Source organism: Paenibacillus sp. 2TAB26 (genome assembly GCF_052115145.1).
In the GTDB taxonomy this organism is placed as follows: Bacteria; Bacillota; Bacilli; order Paenibacillales; family Paenibacillaceae; genus Pristimantibacillus.
The window spans coordinates 28920-47754 of record NZ_JBFRGC010000002.1 but is presented as its reverse complement, the minus strand read 5'-3'; the positions used below and the strand labels follow the sequence as shown (position 1 = coordinate 47754).

General features: G+C 44.1%; 20 protein-coding genes. 9 read left to right on the top strand and 11 right to left on the bottom strand.

Annotation, left to right across the window (positions count from 1 at the left end; translation table 11 throughout):
• Positions 1 to 103 precede the first annotated feature (103 nt).
• The 7 genes from AB4Z50_RS01675 to AB4Z50_RS01645 all read right to left on the bottom strand — a co-directional run bounded on the left by AB4Z50_RS01675 (position 104) and on the right by AB4Z50_RS01645 (position 7074).
• Positions 104 to 1783, bottom strand: coding sequence for an extracellular solute-binding protein (locus AB4Z50_RS01675; protein ID WP_441874919.1), 1680 nt, complete (start codon positions 1781 to 1783; stop codon positions 104 to 106).
• A gap of 99 nt (positions 1784 to 1882) precedes the next feature.
• Positions 1883 to 3538: a response regulator transcription factor gene (locus AB4Z50_RS01670; protein ID WP_441874917.1), complete on the bottom strand. Its 1656-nt coding sequence runs from the start codon at positions 3536 to 3538 to the stop codon at positions 1883 to 1885.
• Between the two features lies 1 nt (position 3539).
• Entirely contained in the window at positions 3540 to 5273 is a 1734-nt protein-coding gene (locus AB4Z50_RS01665; protein WP_441874915.1) for a sensor histidine kinase, read from the bottom strand.
• 54 nt (positions 5274 to 5327) lie between these two features.
• Complete coding sequence (locus AB4Z50_RS01660) at positions 5328 to 5600, bottom strand: hypothetical protein (protein WP_441874913.1); 273 nt, start codon at positions 5598 to 5600, stop codon at positions 5328 to 5330.
• Entirely contained in the window at positions 5597 to 5950 is a 354-nt protein-coding gene (locus AB4Z50_RS01655) for an endo-beta-N-acetylglucosaminidase (protein ID WP_441875540.1), read from the bottom strand. Before AB4Z50_RS01655 ends, AB4Z50_RS01660 begins: the two co-directional genes overlap by 4 nt.
• A 338-nt stretch (positions 5951 to 6288) precedes the next feature.
• On the bottom strand, positions 6289 to 6453 hold the full coding sequence (locus AB4Z50_RS01650; RefSeq protein WP_441874911.1) for a hypothetical protein: 165 nt from the start codon (positions 6451 to 6453) through the stop codon (positions 6289 to 6291).
• Between the two features lie 279 nt (positions 6454 to 6732).
• On the bottom strand, positions 6733 to 7074 hold the full coding sequence (locus tag AB4Z50_RS01645; RefSeq protein WP_441875537.1) for a helix-turn-helix domain-containing protein: 342 nt from the start codon (positions 7072 to 7074) through the stop codon (positions 6733 to 6735).
• Positions 7075 to 7773: 699 nt separating this feature from the next.
• Here AB4Z50_RS01645 and AB4Z50_RS01640 point away from each other — a divergent pair.
• From AB4Z50_RS01640 to AB4Z50_RS01615, 6 genes are all read left to right on the top strand, one after another.
• Positions 7774 to 8148, top strand: a complete 375-nt coding sequence (locus tag AB4Z50_RS01640) for an MMPL family transporter (protein WP_441875534.1) — start codon at positions 7774 to 7776, stop codon at positions 8146 to 8148.
• 460 nt (positions 8149 to 8608) lie between these two features.
• Positions 8609 to 9157: a hypothetical protein gene (locus AB4Z50_RS01635; protein WP_441874909.1), complete on the top strand. Its 549-nt coding sequence runs from the start codon at positions 8609 to 8611 to the stop codon at positions 9155 to 9157.
• A gap of 57 nt (positions 9158 to 9214) precedes the next feature.
• On the top strand, positions 9215 to 9667 hold the full coding sequence (locus tag AB4Z50_RS01630; RefSeq protein ID WP_441874907.1) for a hypothetical protein: 453 nt from the start codon (positions 9215 to 9217) through the stop codon (positions 9665 to 9667).
• Positions 9668 to 9711: 44 nt separating this feature from the next.
• Complete coding sequence (locus AB4Z50_RS01625) at positions 9712 to 10164, top strand: hypothetical protein (protein ID WP_441874905.1); 453 nt, start codon at positions 9712 to 9714, stop codon at positions 10162 to 10164.
• An 84-nt stretch (positions 10165 to 10248) separates the two neighbouring features.
• Positions 10249 to 11490, top strand: coding sequence for a sialidase family protein (locus AB4Z50_RS01620; RefSeq protein ID WP_441874903.1), 1242 nt, complete (start codon positions 10249 to 10251; stop codon positions 11488 to 11490).
• Positions 11491 to 11703: 213 nt separating this feature from the next.
• Positions 11704 to 12615, top strand: a complete 912-nt coding sequence (locus tag AB4Z50_RS01615; protein ID WP_441874901.1) for an NAD-dependent epimerase/dehydratase family protein — start codon at positions 11704 to 11706, stop codon at positions 12613 to 12615.
• Between the two features lie 60 nt (positions 12616 to 12675).
• On the opposite strand, the gene AB4Z50_RS01610 is transcribed toward AB4Z50_RS01615, so the two are convergent.
• Entirely contained in the window at positions 12676 to 13314 is a 639-nt protein-coding gene (locus AB4Z50_RS01610) for a class I SAM-dependent methyltransferase (protein ID WP_441874899.1), read from the bottom strand.
• Positions 13315 to 13438: 124 nt separating this feature from the next.
• Between AB4Z50_RS01610 and AB4Z50_RS01605 the strand changes: the two genes are divergently transcribed.
• Genes AB4Z50_RS01605 through AB4Z50_RS01595 form a run of 3 tightly spaced genes read left to right on the top strand, consistent with a single transcriptional unit; the run spans position 13439 to position 14877 of the window.
• Positions 13439 to 13897 carry a hypothetical protein gene (locus AB4Z50_RS01605; protein ID WP_339203094.1) on the top strand — a complete coding sequence of 153 codons (459 nt, stop codon included), beginning with the start codon at positions 13439 to 13441 and terminating at the stop codon, positions 13895 to 13897.
• 26 nt (positions 13898 to 13923) lie between these two features.
• The gene (locus AB4Z50_RS01600; protein WP_076265539.1) at positions 13924 to 14373 is read left to right on the top strand and encodes a hypothetical protein; all 450 of its coding nucleotides are present in this window, start codon (positions 13924 to 13926) and stop codon (positions 14371 to 14373) included.
• A 45-nt stretch (positions 14374 to 14418) separates the two neighbouring features.
• Positions 14419 to 14877 carry a hypothetical protein gene (locus AB4Z50_RS01595; protein ID WP_441874896.1) on the top strand — a complete coding sequence of 153 codons (459 nt, stop codon included), beginning with the start codon at positions 14419 to 14421 and terminating at the stop codon, positions 14875 to 14877.
• Between the two features lie 87 nt (positions 14878 to 14964).
• On the opposite strand, the gene AB4Z50_RS01590 is transcribed toward AB4Z50_RS01595, so the two are convergent.
• From AB4Z50_RS01590 to AB4Z50_RS01580, 3 genes are read right to left on the bottom strand one after another with little or no spacing between them, the layout of a single operon-like run.
• Positions 14965 to 16200 carry a sialidase family protein gene (locus AB4Z50_RS01590; RefSeq protein WP_441874894.1) on the bottom strand — a complete coding sequence of 412 codons (1236 nt, stop codon included), beginning with the start codon at positions 16198 to 16200 and terminating at the stop codon, positions 14965 to 14967.
• Between the two features lie 26 nt (positions 16201 to 16226).
• Positions 16227 to 17585: a glycosyltransferase family 4 protein gene (locus AB4Z50_RS01585; RefSeq protein ID WP_441874892.1), complete on the bottom strand. Its 1359-nt coding sequence runs from the start codon at positions 17583 to 17585 to the stop codon at positions 16227 to 16229.
• Positions 17582 to 18802 carry a glycosyltransferase family 4 protein gene (locus tag AB4Z50_RS01580; protein WP_441874890.1) on the bottom strand — a complete coding sequence of 407 codons (1221 nt, stop codon included), beginning with the start codon at positions 18800 to 18802 and terminating at the stop codon, positions 17582 to 17584. Before AB4Z50_RS01580 ends, AB4Z50_RS01585 begins: the two co-directional genes overlap by 4 nt.
• Positions 18803 to 18835: the final 33 nt, after the last annotated feature.

The window sequence follows — 18835 nt, the reverse complement described above, 5'->3', positions numbered from 1 at the left end:
CCCTTATTTGTGTGCAAGATGTCCACTTCCTTATTTCGAATCTCAATTTGTCTGTATAGAAGAAAAGGGGCAAGCCATAAGTATCTTACCCCTCACACTTGGATTATTTCTGTGAAGCGTTCCATTCATTGACTTCTTGTGTAATTTGATCGCCGCCAAGTGCTTTCCAATCCTCAACGAACTTATCGAATTGATCGATCGAAGCAGCGCCGTAAACGATTTTCGTGAAGATTTCAGTCTCCATCTTCTCCAATGTAGCTTTTTTCTCACCCATCGTATCGGTAGGAGCTCCGCCGTATCCTTCAGCGATCACTTTGCCTTCATCCGACAGCTTCTTCAGCACCATCATCGCTCCTTCTGGACCGTTCTGGTACATTTCACCGTAGAAATTCAAGTCTCCGCCTTCAAATGCCTTGATTTTATCGTAGGTTGATTTCTCTTCCGGGTTCAGCTTGGACGGGTCTCCGATCTTGATCGCTTCCGCTACGTTCACCGAACGGTTGATATCCTTATCCGGCGCAAACAAATCCACCATCGAATATTTGGCAACCGTTATACCGCTGCTGTCTACTCCATATTTCAAATAATCTGCAGTTTCTCCATACAGCTTCTCCATGAAGAGATTTGCCATCTTGACCGCAATTTCAGGATGTTTCATATCCTTCTTGACTACATAGTAGAATGAAGCGCCAAACGGCATTTGCACGGTGGCATTACCGCCATCGACGGACGGGATCGGAAACGCTCTCCACTCTGCGGCACCGTTTTTCTTTTTGTTATCTTGAAGCGGCCATTGTGAAGCCCAGCTTGGTCCAAACAACATCCCTATACGGTCGCCGACCAGCGATTCCGCAACTTTCGAGCCGTCTTTTACGCCAAATTCCTTATCCAGTTCGCCGTTCTTGTACAGTTCCGCAAGCTTGGCAAGCGCTGATTTGACTTCTGGTTGGATGCTTCCGTACACCAAGTTGCCTGATGCATCTTTTTTCCAGATCCGAGGATATGCGCCGTAAGCATTCAGGAATCCATTCAGGGAAGGATATCCGTTAATGAAATCTTTGCTTAGCGCGATGCCGAATGTATCCGCTTTGCCGTTTCCGTCAGGATCTTTGGTCGTGAAGGCATTCGAAATTTGCAATACTTCTTCCCAAGTTTTCGGCTCGGTAAGACCCAGCTTCGTCAACCAGTCCGTACGCAGCCATAGCAACGGTGTTTGCGCGCCGATCATCGGCTCCGTCTTCGGAATTGCATATAATTTACCGTCGAAAGTAACGGATTGCAAAGCCTGCTTGTCCTGCTCGAAAACGCTTTTTACAGCTGGAGTTGCATATTTCTCATAAACCGAAGTCAGATCCTCCAACATATCCGATTCGACCAATTGCTTTAATTGAGAGGAGTTAACCATCATGAGATCGGGTATTTCGCCGGAAGCGATGGATAGGTTAAGCTTCTGGAAATATTGTGCGTCTGTGCCTTTTACAATCCAATCGTATTTTAGATTAATACCCATTTCTTTATAGAGATCTTCCCAGGCGTTTTTCGACTCCGATTGACCTTCCGGATATACCACGTCTTGCGTGATAAATTTCGCCGCCGTGACATCAATAGGAGGATCATATTTGCCAAGCGGCTCAATAACAGCTTCTCCTGTCCCTTGATTTCCAGAATTAGCACTCCCGCTTTGTTCGATGCCATCGTCTTTGCTGCCGCAGCCTGCCAGCACAACGGAACATACCAAGATGTTTGCGAGAATGATACTAAATTGACCTTTTCTCTTCATCATGAACACCCTTTTCTAGTTAGTTTTCTTTGCTACGGCTTCATTATAAAAGTAAAGCGAGTACGCTAACTAGTTTCCATTCGTGACATTTGTATCTTTTATTTACACGTTTGAATCCCTCTTCAGTTCGCGGTATTCCTGCGGCGTCAGATGCGTCGCTTTTTTGAAAAAACGATGGAAATACTGGGAAGACAAGAAACCGAGCTCGGATGCAATCTCATGCACCTTGTAACCATCTTGCTCCAGCATACGCTTCGCTTTCTCCAGCCTAATTTCGTTGATATAACTGGACAAACCTTTACCCGTCAGTTTTTTGTACAACCTGGAGAGGTAGGAAGGGTTATGCCCCACCACCTCACCAATTCTCGACAGCGACAAATCCCCAGACAGATGGCTCGCCACATAATGCTGGATTTTCTGTATGAGCTCATGCTCCTGAACGACCATGCCGGCATGCTGCCATTCAAATATATTCTTGGCGTAAGATGTGAATTCTTCGCAAATTTGATGCCAGGAACGGTATCTTTCGAACTGCGTAAACCGTCCCAAATCCTGATCAGTGTGAGCGTCATTACTCGAATGCAGCAAGCCATGAGGCAGGAATACTGCCACAAGCAAATAGTATAGCTCCATCTGCACAGCGCTTGGGAAAGCTCCTGAAAGCGACGCGAAAGCAAGCAGCTCCTCCAGCGTTTCAATTGTTGCTTCCTCCTGTCCGTTCTCCATGCAGGACTTCAAATAGGAAATTTTATTAAAATGAACCGAGGTAAGACGCATCTCGGCGCTACTGTTATTAGTTTGGGGCATGAATTCAGGCTCCAGTAAAATCAACTCGCTTCCGAATCCAAGACCGCTATGGAAGAGCAGATTAAGCCGCTCGAACTTGTGCGGAACGTCATACCATTCCGAGAAGCTGTTCGCAAGTGCCAGAGACAGAGGCAGCTTAAGCAAATTAAGCGATGTCAGTTGAATTTGTTCCAACATTTCGCGAACGAACAGGAAGGTTCTTTTGAAAGCGCCTTGATCAGCTGGAGCTTCGGAAGGTTGGATAAACCAAACCATTTTGTTTTTGTCATAACTCATAGAGATTACTTTCGTGAGTGGAGATAATAATTCGTTCGTCATATTGTCCAGCGCAAATTGGAACAGTGTTTTGTCCATCAAGCTTTCCCGTTGTCCCCAATCATCGATGCGCACAATCATGAGCAAGCAAGGAACGCCAGCATCCAGAGGAATCTGCAGATCTTCGAATTTGTCTCGAAGCGAATGCAGCGACCTGTCGTCCCCTTGTATCAGCTCGTTCAAATACTGCTTCTGAATATAAGGCAGCGCGACCTTCCTTTGCTGGCTCGCCTCGATGAGCTGCATATCCACTAATTGCTCTTGATCAAGCTGCTTGGCAACAGCGAGAATGCATTCCACAATTTTGGCATTGCCTTCCGTCTTTAGAATATAGTCCGCGCTGCCTTGCCGAATCGCTTGCTGAATATAAGCAAAGTCGCTGTGACCGGTCAAGAAGATCACTTTGCACCTAGGCCACTGCTTCACAATCTCGCCCTGAAGCTCCAGACCATTCATGCCTGGCATCCGAATATCCGACAACACAATGTCTATTTTCACTCTTCCGAGCCAGATCAACGCCTCCTGCGACGTACCCGCCGAATAGATTTCCAATTCGGGTTCCGTCAACCGGCTGCATAACTTCGTAAGCCCCTGCAGAATCAAAGGCTCATCATCTACGATTAATAAGCGGTACATCTTACTCCTCCTTTGTCTTAACAGGTATTTTCATCGCAACGCCCAAGCCGCCTAGCTCGCTTCGGAATACGTATAGACCAGCCGATTGGCCAAATTTGATCTGCAGCCGCCTATGCACATTGACGACTCCCGTCGTTTCAAGTTCCGATGCATCCTGAAGCTTGAACTTGAGCCGCATAAGCCCGTCTTCCGTAAGCGCGGTGCCATTATCTTCGAAATAGATACAAAGGAAGTTGTCCCGCAATTCATTCGTAATTCGCAAATGACCATCTGATATTCTGGACTCCAGTCCATGCTGGTAGGCATTTTCAATGATAGGCTGCACGATGAGACGCGGTACCAGCAATTCCTCTCGCCACGAGGGAATCGGTTCCACCGAAACATTGATCCTGCTGCCGAACCGCATCATCTGGATATTTAAATACGCTTCAGCATGCTTCATTTCTTGCCCTAGTGACAGCTCTGACTTTGCATCTCTCGTAATAAACTGAAAGTAGTTGCCAAGATAGTGTACGAATTTCCTTGCATTATCCAAATCCTCGAATTCGATCAGCTGATGCAAAATAAAAAAGCTGTTGTACAGGAAATGCGGGTTGATCTGCGACTGCAGCTGTCTTAGTTCAGACTGTTGACTCCTAATTTGCTGCTCGTATACTTCTTGTATCAAGGATTGCAGCTTAGATACCATCTTATTGAACTGTTCTGACAGGTCCGAAAATTCGTCATTACTCCTCTGTGAAACCCGAACCGCTAGCTGACCTTCCTCCACTTTTCGGAAAGCCTTTAACAGGTTGCGGACGGGATTCCGAATCGCTTTGAAAATCCAATATGAGAAAAGCGCCATCACAATGATGGACAAAGCGAACAAGATCCAGAACAACGCATTATATTTGTCAAAGTCGCGCATAATGACGTCTTCCGGCGTGTATATTCCTAGCGAAAAATCATATCCTGACGATTGCCGGAGCGAAACCAAATATTTCTTTCCTTGGTTCTCAAATATGAGGCTTTCAACTTCACCGCCTGACTGCCGAGATAATAATTTTTCGATTTCATCGGAGGTATTGGGCACCGCGTGATTAGTAATAACACGACCCTCCTGCTTGAAATAGAGGTAAGCTCCTCCTTGATCGGACATACTGCTTAAATCGTCCATGATCATCCGCTGATTGATCTCGATCTCGATCAAGAAGACGGGAGCCCTGTTTTTGATCACGCTTTCCGGGTAATAAGAGCCCATAAGCAGCTTGTCGCCATGCCATACTAATGGAGATAATTGCTGCTGCATCTTGAATCGAATCGATTCCAGTTCTTTGATCGAGACGCCCTCGATGTAGCTTCCGGACTTTATTTGCTTGTCAATCATCGGGATGTAAAGAGTTGCACTCGCAATATAGGAGCTGGAGTCCTGCAGAAGAGCCACCTTTCTCTCTAACCGCAAAATCGCTTCACGCAACTCGTTTTCCGTCAAAGCCGGAGCTACCGTGCTTAAAGCCATAAGATCCTCGTCCACCAGTAAGGAACGTTTAAAATTTTCGATATTAACGATTTCATTCGTCAGTGATGACAAATAAAATTTCACATTGGTTTGCATGGATTGCAGAATTTGATCCCGCAAACTGCTGGCCACCTGCTTGTTCAAATAAATGCCCAACATGTACACAGGTAAAATCGCGATCAAGAAGCCCAGAAGCAGCTTAGGAAAAATCGTAAATCTTCTCTTTTGAAACCACATTCCGTTTCCTCCTGCCGAACGTTTGCATCGATATCCATGATGTACTTACCATTCTCAGAAAAAAATCAATTGTTTGAACCCGCAGAAGCGTTCCAACATTGGAAAAACCCGACCGCAAAGGGTCAGGTTTTCATTAAATATATGGGTGAGCTTTACCAATCTATTCGGTAACTTGTTTTTCCCCATACCTGCCTCGATCCCTGAGAAAACTGTTTTTAAAGGATCAATGCCTCTTCTCTTCGCTTCTTCGACGCTTTTCTTAATATAGACTTGATTCGTGCTATCACCATTATTCCATCCATCCGGAGAGTTCCAGTTATAGTTCATAAAGATGGAGTTGTTAATGATTCCACCCTTCGTATCACTCGAACAAATGAGCTGTGTGATGGGATAAGCGAAGGCTGATAGCTGAGCTTCCCTTTCTCATCATCTACCGTGTCATACCACTGCGTGTATACCCCGGCATCGACCAACGTTTTCGTAAATGCCTTATACCTCTCAATAAATTCGGGATTAATAGACGTTTCTTGGTTAATGAAATACCCATCGAAGCCGAAGTATTCCTTCATCTCAATCAGCTTCTCTGCTACCGAGAAACTTCCGTCTTCCCTTTGCTTAAGCAAAAGATCATACGGCTGCCCTCCGCGCGGGATAAAGATACAACCTACCGATTTCAGTGCGCCGCATTCGTATAAGCTGGGTTAGGGAGGTCTACGATGCCGAACTCAAATGCTCGTCTTTCCCAAGATTCGGTAGGATCATATAAGCTGGAAGGTACATCCTCTGTTGCTGTTCCATGCCAACCGCCATAATAGTCTGTATATTGCCAGAAGTTAAATAAATCGTTCGAAAACTCGTTATTATAAGGCGTTGCGCCAAGGAAATAGAAGTCATAATCCCCAATTAGGTTAAAAACTCAGTCTCTGGGCTCAGCTTAGGATTCGCTTGGGTCGCAGAAAACGCCTGATTCCTCTGTTGCAAGGGCACAAAAGCTCTTAATCGCTTTGCATTCGGATCAGTCGCTTGAGACCATTGCTCGATATCCATGGGTCATCGGTTGATTCTTGCCATATGCTGCATCGCCTGTAGGCGGCATGGAGTCTCCTGCTAATACATTATAGGGGAACGCTAAAAGCGACATCATTACTGTTGTTATAAGTGCTTTTCTTCTTATTTTCACCGATCTTTCCTCCTAATTGTTATTTAGCCCTTAGAGATTCCTTAAGACAAATGGGGCTGGTACGACGGACAGACAGATCCTGCATTCACAAGTTTTATTGTTTCATTTTACAAAAAGTAATCGTTTCAAGTCTTTGAAAGATAAAGTCTTATTTTTGCACATTTCGGACAACTAGTTGATATTCACTTAGCTATTTATTTTCCCCTTCGCAATTGTCTCTTCGCGATCTTGCACCTTGATTATAATAGAGCTTGTCGTCCCCCTTCTATTCGCCGTTGTTTACATTCGACTATCATCTGTTGACCTTCCAATCTGTTCCCGGTATCCCTGCGGGGTTGCATTCGTTGCTTTACGAAAAAAACGGTAAAATGATTGCTTGGACAAGAAACCGACTGCTTTGGATATTTCGTTGATTTTCAACCTATTTTCCCCCAGCAACTCCTTCGTCTTCGTTATTTTCACCGCCGTAATAAAATCGGATAGTCCTTCACCCGTTATGCGTTTATATAACCTAGATAAATAAGACGGATTATGGCCTGCCACCTCGGCAATTCGATTCAAGCTAAGATCGCCTGCCACATTGTGCCGGATATAACGCTGAACTTGACTTACAACATCCATCTCCTGATACCCTTGACCCGATGATTTGTGCTCAAAAATCACTTCAGCCAATTTCCCGAAGTATTCGGTCACTTCAAACCAATTGTTCGTGTAATCCAACAGGGTCATCTTTCCGAGGTTAATGTCATCGCCGATTTCCTCATGAACCTTCCAGCGATTCACGTACGATAAGAAAATAGAAATGAGCGTAAAATATATTTCACTTCTAGTACTGTCTGATTTTCCTTCAGCAGATGCCGCGAGCTTCATCAGTGCGGAATATTCGACAGAAAAATGTACCTGTTGACCGTTTTCCAGAAGCGTTTGCATCAACGTCATTTTCTTCATTTGTTTGCGCAGCTCTCTTACGTCTAAATCCGCGGCAAGTTCGTGTGATTCCTGTTCAAGCAGCAGTAATTCTTGTCCAAGTCCCAGCCCGCGATTCATCAACAAGCGCAAATGCTCAAACTGATCGGATAGCTCTTTCCATTCCCGGTATGTCGTACCCACGGCGAATGATAGTTTTATATTGAGCAGCTTCTTGCACGCGTTCTGGATCATCTCTGCTGCGCCTTTAACAAACGCCAAAGCCTGCTCTCTCGTCACCGTCACTCTGCTGGAGATGAATCCTTCCTGTTTCGGTTGAATCAACCAAGCAATCTTCGTCTTCTCTTCGAATTCAAATGATACTTGGATTATCAGGTCTTTCTTGTCAGCTCCATGCGAGAGTCTTATGTCCATGGGCATCATGGAACGGAGAGCGTCGTTCACGGATACAATCAGGCCAGCCGCGTAGTTGTAGCAGCAGCCGTAATTATGGTGTCCGTCTTCGCTGGCTTTATTTTCGCTCATGATATCATGATCAAGCAGATTGGTTTTACACTGGCGATCGGTATCCTTATTGACGCCTTTATCGTCCGTATGGCACTCGTCCCGGCGGTCATGGCAATCTTCGGCGATAAAGCTTGGTGGCTGCCTAAATGGTTAGACCGCCTGCTGCCGAACCTGGATGTCGAAGGTGATAAACTGATTGCACAGCTTAAAGATCAGGAGAGTACCTCCAATATCAAGTCTAGCTCTCGTAAGGCATACTAATTTTATTAAATAAGGGGCTGTCTCAAAGCAGTAAGCTCTCTAGCGAGATTGCCCGCTCTGAATGATAATGTTGAACACCATGAATAAATGGCTGTACAGGAGACTATGCCTGTACAGCCATTTTACTATTCTGATCTATCGTTCCCATCATTTCTCCAATTACACTTTCCGATACAATCATCCACCGACCACAAGTTAGTAGTTATATCTACTTTCGAGACTGACCCTTATTTTCACTTATGATTTCGAAATTGTCTTCTATAATCAGTCGGTCCAAATTCAGCATATTTTTTAGATTCTTCTATTAAATAGAGAACATTCGAATATCCAATACATGACGAAAGTGAACTCATAGGGATGTTCCTCTCAGAAAATTGTACTTTTGTATCGGGGTTTTTGTACATTTCTTTTAAAATAGTTTGAATATAGTGGAATGGTAGTAGATTTCAACTGAAAGGAGATGTCTGAATGTGAAGGTGTAACGGTTGTTGTACCTATCATCATAATCGGACAAGTCATTAAGGCTAGTATCATAATAAAGGAGATGTCGCTCATGTTAAATATCCTTGATTTTGAATTTGAAGAGGTCCCTATCGGAGGAGGGTCTTTGCCCTTGGCTGTAAATGCAGGGGCTTCCGAACTACCACTAACTGAAATTTGGCTTAGTGTCACCGGCTCTAATCAGTATATCTTCATGTACTCTACCATTGGATGGCAAGCACAAATCACCACTACGTCTATTGCTCCCGAGCTTGTCTTCCGCATTCGGCGCGGCGGATTTGGAACGAATTCTCCGATTGTGTTTCAAACATCGGATTCTGCTTTGCTAATTGGAAACACGGCTATCAGTATGAATATTGGAATGACTACAGCATTTGATCACACGGAGCTCCCACCAACGTCAGTAATAGGAGTAGCACAACAATATTTCTTAACCGTTCAGAATATAGGAGTTGGCAATGCTTCCATTGTCGGTCCTGTAAATTTAACAGGGTTTGTATTAGGATAATTGAAGAATACAGCCAATGAATTCACCATAGTCTACAATAGAGGAGTTGTGATTTAAATGCTCAATATCCTTGACTTCGACAAGGAAGAAATTCCAATTGGTTCAGGGTCGCTCCCTTTAAATTTAACCCCAGGCCCCGAACTTGCCTTGACTTCAATATTCCTCAATATTTCCAGCACAAACGTCAACTTATTAATATCTGCTACCGTAGGATGGGAAGTACAGCTGCTGAATCAAACCATCATACCTGAACTCATCTTCCGAATTCGCCGTGGAGGTTCGGGATCGAGCTCCCCCATCGTCTTTCAGATACAAGATTCTCAGTATTTACCGGACTTCCAACAATTCATTATGCCTATCAACTTTAATACTTCATTTGATCATTCTGAGAATCCTAGCCCATCAATCGTAGGTAGTTATCAACAGTATTATTTGACTGTTCAACAAATTGGCATCGGAAATGTATCAATTATTGGTCCTGTCAATTTTACTGGCATGATTCTCGGTTAAAAGCAGGGTCCCGATGTAATCTAAAAAAAGTGAGGAATAGACCTATGCCAAGTATTCTGCAATATGCTACACAGGAGGTTCCCGCAGGCGGTGGATCGTTGCCCCTAGGACTAACACAGGGGGTCGAGATTAATTTAACTTCGATATTTCTCACAGCCACAAGCTCAACGAACCAGCTTCAATTCTGGGGAAATGTCGGTTGGGCGTTACAACTTCTCAATCAGGCTGTATCTCCCCAACTAACTTTTCGTATTCGTACGGGAGGATTCAGCCCAACAGATCCTATCGTATTTCAAACCACGGACTCCGAGCTATTTCCTGGTAACATGGGCTTTATAACTCAGGTATCATTTAACACTTCCTTCACTCATACGCAAGTACCAAATCCAACGTTAATTGGTGTCGCTGTACCCTACTTTTTGACCGTTTCCTATTTTGGCCTCGGAAACGTGGCCATTACCGGACCGATAAACCTTACAGGGCAAGTTCTAGGATAATAGAAGAAAACAACTTGTTCCTACCGTTTGTAGGTGACAAGTTGTTTTTCTACATATAAAATCTACCATGAGGAGGACATCTATTTGACGAACATACCGGTTACTATGGGTGCGCAATCACAGCAAGAGCCTTCCATTACCGTTAATACTTTGAACAACTTAACCGTCATTGTTACATCTAGCAGCATTTCTACAGGAACTTCCAGAATCAATGTATATGTGTCGCAGGATGGCGGGTTTACGTACCCAACCAGTCCGACGCTGACTCTACCTGTCGGTTTTACTACCCAAGGTAATGCTATAGGCACTTATGGCTATCGCAATACATTTATGATAGCCTGCACCGCACTGAACACGAATCCGGTCATGGATTCTTCTATCACCGTCTATACTTCTACAGATAATGGAGTTATTTTCTCCGCTCCGGTCATTACATGTGAGGGCTTTGGACAGCAAATATATAATGATAAACCCTTCATTCAACTCGATAACTCTAACGGAAGTCCTTATCTCGGTCTGGCACATGTTGGCTTTACACGATATTATGACAATTTCGCCACCTCAGGCACTTTTTATCAACGTTCTCTCGATCTAGGACAAACGTGGTCGATTCCCATTCTTTTGTCAAATCAAACGACAGGAACCGCCGTGTTCGGCACGAATGTAGCAATAGGACCAACGGGACAGGTCTATGTAGCATGGGCGCAGTATGCACCAGGTAATCCTCAATTCCTCATTCGACGATCCGATGATGGAGGTGCGACCTTTAATCCGATTGTTGTAGTATCGAATATTTCCCTCGTCCCAAGTCCCCTTCCCATACCCGGATTCGCTTTCCGCGTCTTGACCAGCGCCTTCCTTGCGATAGATATTTCGGCCAATCTCGGCCAAGGAATACTATACGCCGTTTGGCAAGGTTATCAGACTGGCTTTTCGCACATCTACTTATCGAGGTCAACCGATCAAGGAAATACTTGGTCGACACCGATTCAAGTGGATGACAGCCCCACTGGTACGCAAAATTTTTATCCGAATATTGCGGTTTCTCGTAGTACGGGACTCATCCAAATTGTGTATTACACGAATCGCGTCGACTCCAGTATGCTTGATGTTTATGGCACAACTTCAGGAGATGCAGGCGCCACTTTTGCTGTTAATACCCGCCTATCAGACACTTCATTTGATCCTAACGCAGATCCGAGTTATGGGGAGCCTTGCCCGTCTTTAGGAGACTATATTGATGTTGCATTCACATATCCCGACAGACAGATTACGGTATGGACAGGAATGATCAACAACATACAAAATATTATTTCAAACCTATAACCTAAATAAGCTATTTGCATTAGCTGGAATCTTGGTACCCGGAGCAACGTTCATAATACCGGCAGGTTTGTCATCCACATGGAGGGGCGTAATATATGCCGCTCCATTATTATTTCTGCTGTCAAATTGGCTATAACCTAGGGTATGAATACATATTCCAATCCCTTTTTTATGCATATGATGAATCAAAACGTCATAGTGGGGAGTTGTGTTATGAAAGCTTTGGTTACAGGAGGTGCAGGTTTTATTGGTTCCCATCTTACAGATATGCTTATCGATAATGGCGCTGAGGTACACATTATCGACAATCTTACAACTGGATCAATAAAAAATGTAAATCCTGCAGCAACATTGCATATTGAAGATATAAACAGCGATTCATCTTCTCAAATCATTCAAACAGTTAAGCCGGATGTTGTGTTTCATATGGCAGCTCAGGTTGATGTTCAACGGTCGATAGCCGACCCTGCATTCGACGCTAACGTAAATATCGTTGGTACCGTGCGGCTTATTCATGCTTGCAAGCAAGCTGGCGTCGGAAAAATCATATTCTCCTCTACCTCGGCCGTATATGGTGTCTCAAAAAAAGAACGTGCATCGGAGGATGCATTACCTTCTCCGATTTCCTATTATGGTTTATCCAAACATGCAAGCGAGTGCTATATTCGATTGTTTCATGAATTGAACGGCATTAACTACACGATATTACGTTATAGCAACGTATATGGTCCTCGTCAAACTGCAAAAGGTGAAGGTGGCGTTATTGCCATATTTATGAGCAACCTGCATAAGGGGCTTCCGCTTTTTGTGCATGGCAGCGGCAATCAGAATCGCGATTTTATTTTTGTGCAAGATGTTGTAAGAGCAAATATAGCTGCGAGCCGTCAAGGGAATCAAGAAACGATCAACATAAGTACAGCCTTGCCTACTTCGATTAATAACTTAGTGCATAGGTTAAATAAGATTCACGGCTCAGCCATAGATGTTGCACATGGCCCAGAGCGGCCAGGTGATATTATGGACAGCTGTCTCGATAATTTGAAAGCTGAACAAATATTGCGTTGGCGGCCGAAAGTTAGCTTAATCGAAGGATTAACACAAACTTATGAGTATTACCGTAAATAATAGGCTAAAGCGGCGATCGTTTCTCGGCATTCAGCCTGAGAGCGATCGCCTATTTTTTATTCATTTCATGGCAACAAGAACCGTTGTAAAACCATCATCACGGCCTATAATAAGCTCATACGTCTCATTATCTTGTGTACATACCTGTTGGATACGAAAGCCACAATCCGTCAACAAGCTGGACAATTCATTAGGTTGATAATGGCGATAGTGATGAGGATTCACACCACCTAGGAAGTACGGATTGTTCAAATGCGGAATAACCTTTTCATTTGGTGCTGAGATAAGAAGAATGCCGTTTACATTAAGAGAATCATAAAGCTTCTGGACGAATGACCGATCATCCTTCATATGCTCGACGGTTTCGAAGCAGGTAATAACATCGAACTTTTGGATAGGAAGTTCTTCTTGAAACAATCCAGATAAGTCGCTTTTCACATAAACGGTATTGTCGCAGTAGAAATGATCAATCGCCCAATTTAATGCATGATCCGATCGATCCACACCGATAGTCAGTGTGCAAGCAGAGTTTGTAGCCAAGTAATGAGTGCCATACCCTGAGCCGCAAGCCGCATCCAATATATAATCTCCACGACGAATGTAGTTCAATGCAAAATGATATCGATAATGATGATCCATCATGACATCGTGGAAGGACGTCGCGTACATTCGTTCCATCTTCGTAATTTCGTCATCCATTCTCTTTCCTCCAATAACCAAAAAAATCAAACCTTTAAACGGGTACATCTATCCGTGTCCGCGATGTGAATCTATGAATCTACTATAATGTAATATTCAATTGAACAGGAAAGGAGCTGCGTAAATGGCTCAATTGATTGATTTTGCTTCACAAGAAGTTTCTATCGGACAAATGTCGCTTCCTCTTAATTTGCCAGCTGGCACAGAAGTTTTGCTGACCTCTATCTTTCTTAATATCGCTAATGCGAATGTGGAAGTGGAACTGTCTGCTACCGTCGGCTGGGAGGCTCAACTATCACTGCTGCCCCTAGTTCCTGAGGTCATCTTCCGTATCCGCCGCGGTGGATTCACACCAGCTAGCACGCTCATCTTTCAGACTACAGATTCCGTTTTTCTCGGAGCTGGCAACTTGATACCGGTACTGACTTCTGACTTGACTACATCCCTTCAGCGTTCCGACTCTCCTGATACCCCCGCAATTGCAGGAACCTATCAACAGTATTTTTTAACCGCGCAACTGAGCGGCACGGGTGGGGCGACAATTATTGGACCCGTTACATTATTAGGATCAATTATCGGGTAATTTACGATTAAAAAGGAGTTGAGAGTATGGCATTTTTAGTTGATTTTGCGTCACAAGAGGTGAAGCAAAACACACAGTCATTACCATTATTGCTGGCTGCCGGTACCGAAACGTTATTAACATCCGTATTTCTTAATGTCACGAGCACAAGCAATAAATTAGTATTGCAAGCTACGGTCGGTTGGCAAGCTGAATTACTTTTGCTTCCGATTGTACCCAAGCTCACATTCCGCATCCGACGCGGGGGTTCTACGGTGGCATTCCCTGAGGTCTATCAAACAACAGATTCGGAATTTTTAGGAACAGGTGGGTTAATCTCGAACATCATAACAACAACTTTAAATCACGTAGAATCGCCTGATCAAAGCCTTGTCGGTTCGTTTCAACAATACTTTTTGACTGTGCAAAGCAATGGACTCGGAACGATTACGGTAGTTGGTCCGGTTACGTTAATGGGTACAACGATTGGCTTTTAAATATCCCAATTCATGCTTTTTTCAATAGGAAAGGAGGTGAAAGCTATGGCTGTAATCATTAATGACTACCAGTTTCAAGAAGTTCCCGTTGGAACAGGGTCTCTCCCCCTTTCTATTTCTCCCGGTTCGGAAGTGCTGCTGACATCTATCTTTCTTCAAGTTACTAATGTAAACAACCGGATTGAGTTAAAAGCAACCATCGGCTGGGAGGCGCAATTACTGGTCCTGAATATCGTACCGAAGCTTCTCTTCCGCATTCGTCGCGGCGGAACGAGTGCCCCCGCGACGGTTGTCTTCCAAACGACTGATTCCGTATTTTTAGGAACCGCAAGTGAAGGTCCATGGGTACCGCTCGATTTCACGACTTCTTTCCAACACACCGAGACGGCTATTCCTGCTATCGTTGGCACATTCCAGCAATACTCCTTAACTGTTGAACATATCGGTCAAAACGTTGCTACGATTACTGGTCCAGTTCATTTGGACGGTACCGTTCTTCTATAACACAATAGTCCGATACCTTTACCGTTTCTATACTAAGCAGTATGGCGAATTGATTTCCGTTAGGCTGGAAATCAATTCGCTCTTTGTTTAGATATCCTCGAAGATGTTCTGTGATCCCGTCCGTGTGTCCATCCAGACAATGAGTGCTGCGCCAGTTGCTTTTACAATTAGGTCGTTATAATCACCAATCGATGGTGTTGGAGTGCCTAATGACGGGTCCGCATTCGGATCGAAGGAGACGCTTGTCACACGAAGATTAGGCGCAAACGACGAACCGGCATTGTTTGATTCAGCTAAAAACACATCGATTAACGAGTTGCTTACACGGTTCGTATAGTACATCACCTTCACCCCGCCATTATCACGCGATACCGTTAAATTGGGCAAAATATTTTGCGATCCTACCGGGCTATCATCTACTTGAATTGGCGTTGACCATGAAACGCCTTTGTCAGTCGATCGCGAGAGAAATATATGTGCAGAACCTGTACGGTTGTCTTGCCAAGCAGCATAGACGATGCCTTCTCCGTTAAATGGCGAGATATCTACGGCTAAATAAGCAATCGTCAAGACGCGAAAACCAAAGGTTGGAACAGGAAGAGGGGTTGGAACTAACGAGACTGTCGATATGGTAATAATAGGACCATACGTCACTCCCCCATCATCTGATCTGCGCATAAGAAATTGCGGCGTTCCTGGACCATATTGCATCCATCCGACATAAATTTCGCCTGCGGGACCAATTGCGATACTCGATCCAAAATTCGAAACATCTTGAACTTGATTTGTTAACAGAAAGGGAGTAGACCAGGTTATCCCTTGGTCTAGTGATCGCGAAATCAATGTTTCAGAGCTTTGGAAATTGTTGAAATAACGTGTAAAAGCAATATACGCTTGACCAAGATACGGACTGCCATTCGACGTATCTATGCGTATTGACGGCTTGTCGTTATATACCGCGGTGCCAAACCCCTGGTTTACAATGATTGGGGTTGAAAAGGAGGCGCCATTGTTCGTCGAGCGGTACACGATAATGGACGAGTCCCTTACAGGGTTCACATTCAAAGCTGTCGCTGCAACAAGAAACAGATTAGGATAACCGTACGCTGCTACACCATCACCTGATGCCGCGAACCCCGCTGGAGGGGGATTCAGCATCTCGGTGTATGATGCACCGCCATTGACTGACCGGTAGATCGTCGTCATATTATTCCCCGACCGCAGATCATTCGTTGTTACGATGACAGTAGATTGATCCAGTGAATTAAGAGCGATGGAAGGTTCTTGTTGAGGACCTGATGGAGTGATTTGTATATTGGTCATGAAATCTTTCCTTTCAGATAGTTTTTTTATTTTCCTTGATATAGAACGGAACCAATAATATGATCATCAACAATTGAATAGGATTGCGGGATGTACATATTGTACACTTCTCTTAGTGATGAGCTTATCCATGCCCCATGTCTTCCAGCATGTTTCGGAGGATGTGTTACTTTTCGTATACGCTGTTTGTTCAAGAGCTGTTCATAAAGATGGGTGGTTAGCTGCTCCATGGTCGTTAGTGACCATCGTTTCACGCCCCATTTGTAACCATTTGCTGCAAGCTTATTGCGAAGCTTATGATCATCCAACAGTGCATTCAAGCAGTGTGACAATTCGTCACTGTCCCCAGCTTTTGCAACCAATCCCGTATGATTGTGTTTCACCATTTCCGGAATACCGCCAGCATTGGAAACAACGAGTGGCTTATGTGCAATCTGCGCTTCCATGACAGTAAACGGATGATTGTCATTTAAGCTTGCGAGCACGACGATATCAGACTGCTTAATCAATGACGGAACGTCATTTCTGCTGCCCGTAAAAATTACGTGACTAGCTAAGCCCAAGCGGTTTGCTTTCGACTCTAACTCTGACCGAAGATTCCCATCACCAACGAGTAGACATATCCAATCATTTCTTATTTGTTTGAGAGTATACAGAGCATCTAGTAAACAGCTGTGCCCTTTTACTTTGTCAAATCGCGCAGGACAGATGATGACATTCGCTGCATCCGGTATCGTAAAGGTAGAGCGTTCATTCATCCGTTGCAAATATAGCTCCACGTTCATCCCATATGGGATAACCTCCATATGCTGGGAAGGCACCATATATCCAACGAGCGTATCATGCAGCCATTTCGTCGGAACAATAGTCAAATCGCTTGAGGTTGCGCCATAATACTCCCGAGCACATGCATACTTCCAAATCGTATCGGACGGCAATTTCCCTTCGAGCGATACCCAGTAGTCAGTTGAGAGACATCCATGGATTGTACTTATTAATGGTATCTCTTCCGGTTTAATTTGCCATAGTGCTCGGGATGAAATGACATCCTGAGTATGAATCAAATCATATTTTCCAAGTCCAAAATAAGATGCTGCAAGGGCATAAGAGCAGAACTCAATTTCCTGTTCAACAATCCATGGATCAATTAGCGACTGGTATGGAGCGTAGATCGCTCGTATTTCGCCTTCGACGAGCCGTTTAAATCTCTCTTTCTCTACCCCCTCACCAGTATTAGCCATATAATAGCTATTTTCATCCGGATGCCTAGCGAACACATCCACCTCATGACCTAGTCGTTCCAAGCTTGCTTTTAAATCTTGAATATAGACCCAAACCCCTCCAACATGGGGGATCAGCCAGTACGTTGCAAGTAAAATTTTCAATTTACTTCACCTCGCTTGACTTGAAGCGCCTTTTCGTACAGCTGTAAAGTTCGATCGCACATCTTATCCAATGACCATTTTTTGAGTCCATAAGATCTGGCTTTATTGGCCAGACGTTTTCGAAGAGAGTCATCATTGAATAGTTTATGAATTTGGCTGCATAACAAATCTGCTCGACCGGCTGGCACTAATAAACCGTTCTCGCCATGAGTTATCATCTCTGGAATACCTCCTACTGCTGAAGCAATGATCGGTTTCCCCATTGCTTGCGATTCCATGACCACGAACGGAAAATTATCATGAATGCTTGGCACTACAACGTAATCCGCTTCCTTCAATAGAGCTGCCATATCGTTCCGATGTCCAAGAAACTTGACATGGCCCTCCAGATTATACTGGTTCATCACTTGTTCAAGACTATCCCGCAGCGGTCCGTCTCCGATCAACCAACATATCCAATCCGAACGGTTCTTTAACAGCAATGAAAGTGCATGGAATAAAACATCATGGCCTTTCACCTGATCTAGACGCGCGGGACAGACCAACAGCTTCACCCCTTCTGGTTTAGTCGTTATTATTCCATTAGTAGATTTATGGAGGAAAGATAACGTATCGAATCCATATGGAATAACATCCATTTGTATATCATTCATGAGCCCAGTTGATTCATATTGTTGTTTAAGCCATTTGGAAGGGTAAATATTCCAATCACCAACCATGCTTCCATAATGATCGAGCGCATTTCCCCATTGTTCAGATAGGGTATCATCAGAAATATAACCTTGAAGCCTCCATTCGGCTTCTAGTTTCCCGTGAAGGGTTACAATAAGAGGTGTAGTTCGCGGCTTAACTTCAGATACTCCAATCGCAGAGATCACATCTTGCGCATGAATCAGGTCATATTCCTTTAAGGAAAATTCGGATAATGCTTGACGGAAAGCGATTCGTTCCCCGTCCATTGCTGCCAACCAAGAATCATAATTCAATGATTTCTCATTGAACCGAAGACCCATATACTGCATGATCGGAGTTAATACAGCTTGCTTATCAATCGACTTACCTTTATCGACAACGTGGTAATTCTGCCCAGTTTCGTTATGAGAGAGGATATCGACCTCATGCCCCCTATCTTCAAGTCCTTTCCTGAGTGCCAATACATAAGTGGATACTCCACCTGTATATGGAACACACCAATATGAAACAAGTGCAATTTTCATCCGTCACCCCTCTTTCAGCCAAAAGGAACAAAA

What these genes read in the sequence shown, in the direction of transcription:
- AB4Z50_RS01675 (WP_441874919.1), bottom strand. Translation starts at nt 1,783, where the DNA reads ATGATGAAGAGAAAAGGTCAATTTAGTATCATTCTCGCAAACATCTTG.
- AB4Z50_RS01670 (WP_441874917.1), bottom strand. Translation starts at nt 3,538, where the DNA reads ATGTACCGCTTATTAATCGTAGATGATGAGCCTTTGATTCTGCAGGGG.
- AB4Z50_RS01660 (WP_441874913.1), bottom strand. Translation starts at nt 5,600, where the DNA reads ATGAACTATAACTGGAACTCTCCGGATGGATGGAATAATGGTGATAGC.
- AB4Z50_RS01595 (WP_441874896.1), top strand. Translation starts at nt 14,419, where the DNA reads ATGGCTGTAATCATTAATGACTACCAGTTTCAAGAAGTTCCCGTTGGA.
- AB4Z50_RS01630 (WP_441874907.1), top strand. Translation starts at nt 9,215, where the DNA reads ATGCTCAATATCCTTGACTTCGACAAGGAAGAAATTCCAATTGGTTCA.
- AB4Z50_RS01640 (WP_441875534.1), top strand. Translation starts at nt 7,774, where the DNA reads ATGCGAGAGTCTTATGTCCATGGGCATCATGGAACGGAGAGCGTCGTT.
- AB4Z50_RS01605 (WP_339203094.1), top strand. Translation starts at nt 13,439, where the DNA reads ATGGCTCAATTGATTGATTTTGCTTCACAAGAAGTTTCTATCGGACAA.
- AB4Z50_RS01590 (WP_441874894.1), bottom strand. Translation starts at nt 16,200, where the DNA reads ATGACCAATATACAAATCACTCCATCAGGTCCTCAACAAGAACCTTCC.
- AB4Z50_RS01615 (WP_441874901.1), top strand. Translation starts at nt 11,704, where the DNA reads ATGAAAGCTTTGGTTACAGGAGGTGCAGGTTTTATTGGTTCCCATCTT.
- AB4Z50_RS01600 (WP_076265539.1), top strand. Translation starts at nt 13,924, where the DNA reads ATGGCATTTTTAGTTGATTTTGCGTCACAAGAGGTGAAGCAAAACACA.
- AB4Z50_RS01635 (WP_441874909.1), top strand. Translation starts at nt 8,609, where the DNA reads ATGTCTGAATGTGAAGGTGTAACGGTTGTTGTACCTATCATCATAATC.
- AB4Z50_RS01665 (WP_441874915.1), bottom strand. Translation starts at nt 5,273, where the DNA reads ATGTGGTTTCAAAAGAGAAGATTTACGATTTTTCCTAAGCTGCTTCTG.
- AB4Z50_RS01610 (WP_441874899.1), bottom strand. Translation starts at nt 13,314, where the DNA reads ATGGATGACGAAATTACGAAGATGGAACGAATGTACGCGACGTCCTTC.
- AB4Z50_RS01625 (WP_441874905.1), top strand. Translation starts at nt 9,712, where the DNA reads ATGCCAAGTATTCTGCAATATGCTACACAGGAGGTTCCCGCAGGCGGT.
- AB4Z50_RS01645 (WP_441875537.1), bottom strand. Translation starts at nt 7,074, where the DNA reads ATGGATGTTGTAAGTCAAGTTCAGCGTTATATCCGGCACAATGTGGCA.
- AB4Z50_RS01580 (WP_441874890.1), bottom strand. Translation starts at nt 18,802, where the DNA reads ATGAAAATTGCACTTGTTTCATATTGGTGTGTTCCATATACAGGTGGA.